We start from the raw sequence: 6,787 nt of genomic DNA on the forward strand, positions 1-6,787 counted from the left end.
GTGTATCATAGAAGTTATGGATAGACTACTTCGTCCCTATTTATTATTGAGTGTTGGCGAACAACTAAAGGAAGAGACTTCTCAATAGGATAAACATACGACGATCAGAAAACAAAGAGAGCATCTAACGGATTTCGTGTCTGCTAGTCTTAGTTTATTTTTTTATAGGAGGTTTATTCATATCATTCATAAAGCTTTTCATACCTTTTGTCTCAACCATTTCATATTTTATAAAAAACCAGTATAATAAGGAAGTATTGAAAAAATAGCCATAAAGGAATGTGGGAAATGGACAATCAGCTAACAAAAGAATTGAAAGAAAAGTATAGCATCGTTTTTCACGATTTAAACTTACTTGAACAAGCTTTTACCCATTCATCCTATGTGAATGAGCATCGCAATTTGCAACTATCCGACAACGAACGTCTTGAGTTTTTAGGAGATGCTGTATTAGAGTTGATGGTTTCTGAATATCTGTATCGTTTGTATCCAGATATCCCAGAAGGAAAATTGACCAAAACTCGTGCAGCTATCGTACGTGAAGATAGTTTGTCCAAATTTGCCAAGGAATGTCGTTTTGATCAGTACATCCTGTTAGGAAAAGGTGAGGAGAACTCAGGTGGACGAACCCGTCCAGCGCTTCTTTGTGATCTATTTGAAGCCTTTTTAGGAGCATTGTACCTTGATCAAGGGTTTGACGCAGCACATGTGTTTATTGAAACGGTGATTTTTCCGAAGGTGCGTGCCGGTGCTTTTTCCCATGAGATGGATCATAAAACAAGATTACAAGAAGTATTGCAAAAAGCAGGAGACGTGTTGATCGAATATCGTTTGATCAATGAAGAAGGTCCAGCACACGAACGTATTTTTTGGATCGAAGTATACGTTGACGATCGGTTGATTGGAACTGGACAAGGAAAATCGAAAAAACTAGCAGAACAAGCTGCTGCTGAGAATGCTTTAGCAGCACTAAGTAAGTGAGGGAAAGACTTCGTGTATTTAAAACGCATTGAAATAGCCGGCTTTAAATCATTTGCAGATAAAACAATCATTGAGTTTGAAAATAGTGTCACAGCGGTCGTTGGGCCAAACGGTAGCGGGAAAAGCAATATTACCGAGGCCATCCGTTGGGTACTAGGCGAACAGTCTGCGAAAAGCCTTCGTGGCGGGAAAATGCCGGATATTATTTTTGCCGGTTCTGATTCCCGTAAACAATTGAATGTCGCTGAAGTAACCGTCGTATTAGACAACTCTGATCATTACTTGCCACTAGAGTATAGTGAGATCAGTGTGACACGGCGTTACCGTCGAACAGGTGAAAGCGACTTTTTCATCAATAAACAACCTTGTCGTTTGAAAGACATCCAAGAATTATTTATGGATTCTGGCTTAGGGAAAGAATCTTTTTCGATCATCTCTCAAGGAAAAGTCGAAGCGATTTTTAGCAGTAAGCCAGAAGACCGTCGAGGGATTTTTGAAGAAGCAGCTGGAGTCTTGAAATACAAACAGCGCAAGAAAAAGGCGGAGCAAAAGCTTTTTGAAACAGAGGATAATCTAAGCCGTGTCCAAGATATCATCTATGAACTTGAAGAGCAATTAACTCCTTTGGCCGCCCAGAGTGAGGCTGCGAAGGAGTTTTTACGATTAAAAGAAACATTGACTAACACAGATATCTCTTTGATGATTGCTGAAATCAAAGCGGCAAAAAAAGAGTGGGATGAACGACAACTACAATTAGATCAGTTCAACCAATCACTAACATCCTTAACGACGCAGATCCAAACAAAGGAACAGTTATTAGCCGACAAACGCAAACAAAATAACCAGGCCGACCGTATGATCGAAAAAAATCAACAAACGTTATTAGCGTTGTCAGAAAAATTAAAGCAAACAGAAGGACAAAAAGAAGTATTACTTGAGCGAACGAAGCATACCCAAAAGAGCTCAAAAGAATACCAAGCTTCTTTAACTGAAGTGCAAGAAAAAGTGGCTCATTTTGAACAATTACAAGCGACTTTGACCCAAGAAGTCAGTCAAAAAGAGGCAGAGATCCAAAAAGCTGAAAAAGCGCTGATGAGTACGCAACAAGAATTGGAGAAATACCAAAAATCAACCAAAGAATTGTTGGCAGAATTACGCGATCAGTATGTCGATCTGATGCAAGAACAAGCAACTGTCGGCAATGAATTGAAGTACTTGGAGCGTCAATATGTCCAAGAGACATCTAAAAGTCAGCAAACACTAGCAAAACAATCGGAAGTGGAAGCGAATGTTGCGGAAATGTCCGCCAAGCAAATCGAGTTGACAGAGCGACATGAAAAGCTGCAGCAAGCATTGAATGAGGTCAAAGCGTCACTTGAACTTGTGCAAACAAAAGGAAAACAAGCACAAGAGCGTTTGGCAAAAGAACAGCCCAAAATGTATCAACTGATGAACCAAGTCCAACAATTACGGGCACGTCAGAAAAGTTTACAAGAAATCCAAGAAAATTACTTTGGCTTCTATCAAGGTGTTCGTTTGATCTTGCAACAAAAGCAACGCCTCTCTGGGATCGTTGGGGCGGTTGCTGAATTGATCGATGTTCCGGCTGATTATACATTAGCGATCGAAACAGCTTTGGGTGGTTCAGCGCAACATGTCATTGTTGAAAATGAAGGCGATGCACGTCAAGCGATCACTTATTTGAAACAACAAAAAGGCGGACGAGCAACGTTTCTACCATTAACGACAATCAAGCCTCGTCAATTACCTGCACATATTTTTGCACAAGCGCAAACAGTTGACGGGTTTATCGGGATCGCTAGCGAACAAGTGACTTATCCCGAGCAGATCCAGACAATCGTGCACAATCTATTAGGGACGATTCTATTAGCAAAAGACTTAGCAAGTGCCAATGCCATTGCCCAACAGATTCGTTACCAGTATCGTGTGGTCTCACTAGAAGGTGATGTCATGAATGCCGGTGGTTCAATGACTGGTGGGGCGACGAAGCGGGGCAATCAAGGAAGTTTATTTGCACAAAATCAAGAATTAAAACAATTGACGAGTGAGTTTCAACAAGCCGATCAGGAATTGCAAAGTCAAGAAAAGAAAGTCCAAGCATTGCAACAAGAAGTAACGGTTTTGGCAGAAGAACAAGAACTTCTGCGGACACAAGGGGAACAGTTACGCTTTGAAGAACAAGAAGTAGCAAATCAACGACAAAATGTGGCCAACGAACTCACTCGTTTTGAAAAAGAGCAACAAATCTCAAGTTATGAAACGCGTGAATTGCAACAATTCATGGAGAATTATCAAAAACAACAGGCAGAACTTTTGGCAAAACAACAAGAACTAGAAGTACAACGCCAAGAGATCGATGCTGAAATCAGTTCATTGAGTCAAGAAAGTGACAAGATGGAAGAACGTCGCGCGCAGATCCAGGAAAAACAAGCACAGGAGCAGGCCTCATTAGCCGTATTGAAAGAGCAATACAATCACTTGCAGATCCAACTACGTGGCGCACGCGTACAAAAAAATGAAGCATTAGCCAAACAAGAAGGACTAGAACAACAACTGCATGCATTGACTGCGGACTTCTCTGATCACGAACTGACAGAAGAAAGTTTAGATCAACGAATTGCTGATTTAGCGACAGAACGAGATCGCTTAAAAGCTTCTCTTGAAGAAGCCAAACAGTCACGTGAAGAAATGCAAACAAGCATCGATGCATTGGATGCCGATCTATTAGCTGAAAACCGTAAACAAAAAGAACTTTTGACAGAACAGTCACAGTTAGAGGTCCAAAAGAATCGTGCGGAAATGATTTTGGATAATCATTTGAATTATCTTCAAACGGAGTATCAGATGAATTATGAAAAAGCCTGCGAATCTTATGAAGAAACAACGGATGTAGCGAATAGTCGAGTAGAAGTTGCTTCGTTAAAACAGCAAATCGACCGTTTAGGACCAGTGAATCTGAACGCCATTGAGCAGTATGAGCAAGTGAATGAACGTCATACCTTTTTGGCTGCTCAACGAGATGACTTATTATCGGCTAAGGACCAATTGTTTGAAACAATGGATGAAATGGACGATGAGGTACGGACTCGTTTCAAAGAAGTTTTTGAAGCAATCCGCCAAGAATTCAAAGTCGTTTTCCCAAATATGTTTGGTGGCGGTCGCGCAGAACTTGTGTTGACTGATCCGACTGATTTGTTGCAGACAGGGATTGAAATCGAAGTACAGCCTCCAGGTAAAAAACTACAAAGTTTAAGTTTACTCTCAGGAGGAGAACGTGCATTAACTGCCATTGCGTTGCTCTTTTCGATTATCCGTGTCTGCCCTGTACCGTTTTGTATCCTTGATGAGGTCGAGGCTGCGCTAGATGAAGCCAATGTCAAACGCTTTGGTCGCTATCTCAGCGAGTTCCAAGACGATACACAGTTTATCGTGGTGACGCATCGTAAAGGGACGATGGTTGCTGCGAATGTCTTATACGGTGTGACCATGCAAGAGTCTGGGGTTTCAAAAATCGTCTCTGTCCGTATGGAAGACATCAATGAAGAAGGAAGAATGAGTGAAACGAAAGTGTAGGGGACGAAATGATCAAATTAATCGCTATCGATTTAGATGGAACACTATTGAACGAAGAAAAGAAAATCTCATCTGAGAATAAACAAGCTTTGGCCGAAGCAAAAGCACAAGGCGTAAAAATCGTTTTATGCACGGGGCGTCCGTTAGCAGCGATGGCACATTATTTACAAGAACTAGGTTTAGTCGAAGAAGGCGATTATAGCATTACCTTCAACGGTGGCTTAGTCCAAAAAAATGATACAGGTGAGATCATCGAGAAAAAGGCGATGTCTGTGTCTGATATCCATCGTCTTTATGCGTTGGCACAAGAACTAGACTTGCCGTTAGACGTCTTATCAGATAATGTCGTCTTGCAATTACCTAGTGCGCCTCAAAAGCAATCGTTGTACAATGTATTAAACAACTTATTGCAATTCCAACCAGCAGTACTAGCTGATATCACGGATGAGTTTGTGTTGAATAAAGCAGTCATTGCCTATGAGCAAGAAGAACTAGATGCAAAAATCAAGGAGATTCCAAGCGCTTATTATGATTCGTATGAAATTATCAAAACGCGCAATGTTTTATTAGAATTTATGCCAAAAGGTGTCACTAAGGCATATGGTATTTCTTTATTAGCAAAAGATTTAGGACTTGAACGTAGTGAGATCATGGCAATCGGAGATGAGGAAAATGATTTACCGATGATCGAATACGCAGGACTTGGTGTAGCCATGGAAAATGCGGTACCTTTTGTCAAAGAAGCCGCTGATCATGTCACGGCAAGTAACATCGAACATGGGGTAGCAAAAGCAATCCAACAATTTGTTTTAGTGTAAAGGAGGTATACTATGGGATTTTTTGATAAGATCAAACGAGCCTTTACTGGTGAAGAAGCACCAGAAGAAGTAGAAGTACAAGAGAAATATGACAAGGGTCTAGAAAAGACCCGTAAAACGTTTGGTGAACGAATGAATGAACTGTTTGCAAATTTCCGTACAGTCGATGAAGATTTCTTCGAAGAATTGGAAGAAACATTGATCGGTGCAGATGTCGGCTTTGAAACAGCCATCAAGATTACTGAAGCGTTACGCCAAGAAGTGAAGCTAAGAAACGCCAAGAAACCAGCTGAGATCCAAAATGCGATCATCGAAAAATTAGTTGAGCTGTATGAGCAAGAAGGCATCGATGAAGTCAATACATTGAATCTTCAAGAAGAAGGATTAACGGTGATCCTCTTTGTTGGTGTCAATGGTGTAGGAAAGACGACGAGTATCGGTAAATTAGCACATCAATACAAAACGGAAGGCAAAAAAGTATTGTTAGCCGCAGCAGATACCTTCCGTGCGGGTGCGATCGATCAATTAGTCGTTTGGGGAGAACGTGCAGAAGTTGAAGTGGTTCGAGGCAAAGCTGGTGGTGATCCCGCGGCAGTCGTTTACGATGCCATCGAAAAAGCCAAAGAACAACAAGCAGATATTTTACTTGTTGATACAGCTGGACGTCTGCAAAACAAAGTCAATTTGATGAACGAATTAGAGAAGATCAAACGTGTGATCCAACGAGAATTACCAGAAGCACCACATGAGATCTTACTTGTGTTAGATGCGACGACAGGGCAAAATGCCATGGTCCAAGCGAAACAGTTCAAAGAAACCTCTGATGTGACAGGGCTAGTTTTAACAAAATTAGACGGTACAGCTAAAGGTGGAATCGTCTTAGCCATTCGTAATGAATTGCACTTACCTGTCAAACTAGTTGGTTTGGGTGAAGGAATCGATGATTTAGAAGCTTTTGATCCAAATGATTTTGTCATCGGTCTATTTAAAGGCTTATTGAAAGAAGAATAAACAGTATATGAGCATAACTTCATCTAAAGAGCTTGTAACAAAGGTGTTCAACTTCAAGAAATAAAAAGAAGCCACGGGAATCGTTCTTTAAATTCCCGTGGCTTTCCGTTTATTTTTGAAGAGGTTCCGTTTGTTTCAGGCTCTTTTTTTCTCCTTCCAATGGAATAGCGATATTTATGGAACGATATTTCGGGTATAAACCAAAAATGAATCAGCGATTTTTTGACTGTTCTGTCTCACCATGTACTGTCTTATTGTTCAGTTTGCAGTCATTTACCTAAAATATCAGTTGTTTTTTTAAAAAAACACCCCTTTTTTCTCATTTTCAAACAATTTCATTCTTTTTCTTGGCGGTTTTTACTATTTTCATTTGTCAAATTAAG

General features: G+C 40.5%; 4 protein-coding genes. All 4 read left to right on the forward strand.

Annotated features, from left to right (window positions below; all coding sequences use genetic code 11):
* Positions 1–288 precede the first annotated feature (288 nt).
* The 4 genes from rnc to ftsY are packed head-to-tail and all read left to right on the forward strand — an operon-like array spanning position 289 to position 6,404.
* On the forward strand, positions 289–981 hold the full coding sequence (rnc, locus tag CUS89_RS14815) for a ribonuclease III (protein WP_104872673.1): 693 nt from the start codon (positions 289–291) through the stop codon (positions 979–981).
* A gap of 12 nt (positions 982–993) precedes the next feature.
* Positions 994–4,575 (forward strand): chromosome segregation protein SMC, encoded by a 3,582-nt coding sequence (gene smc / locus CUS89_RS14820; RefSeq protein WP_104872674.1) that lies wholly within the window; start codon positions 994–996, stop codon positions 4,573–4,575.
* 8 nt (positions 4,576–4,583) lie between these two features.
* Positions 4,584–5,393: a Cof-type HAD-IIB family hydrolase gene (locus CUS89_RS14825; RefSeq protein WP_104872675.1), complete on the forward strand. Its 810-nt coding sequence runs from the start codon at positions 4,584–4,586 to the stop codon at positions 5,391–5,393.
* Positions 5,394–5,405: 12 nt separating this feature from the next.
* A complete protein-coding gene (ftsY, locus tag CUS89_RS14830) occupies positions 5,406–6,404 on the forward strand; it encodes a signal recognition particle-docking protein FtsY (RefSeq protein WP_010734424.1) in 999 nt (332 codons plus the stop codon).
* Positions 6,405–6,787: the final 383 nt, after the last annotated feature.

The sequence above is a fragment of the Enterococcus mundtii genome (assembly GCF_002947535.1).
In the GTDB taxonomy this organism is placed as follows: domain Bacteria; phylum Bacillota; class Bacilli; order Lactobacillales; family Enterococcaceae; genus Enterococcus_B; species Enterococcus_B mundtii_B.

Coding starts and splice junctions, on each gene's coding strand:
- rnc (WP_104872673.1), top strand. CDS start 289: ATGGACAATCAGCTAACAAAAGAATTGAAAGAAAAGTATAGCATCGTT.
- CUS89_RS14825 (WP_104872675.1), top strand. CDS start 4,584: ATGATCAAATTAATCGCTATCGATTTAGATGGAACACTATTGAACGAA.
- ftsY (WP_010734424.1), top strand. CDS start 5,406: ATGGGATTTTTTGATAAGATCAAACGAGCCTTTACTGGTGAAGAAGCA.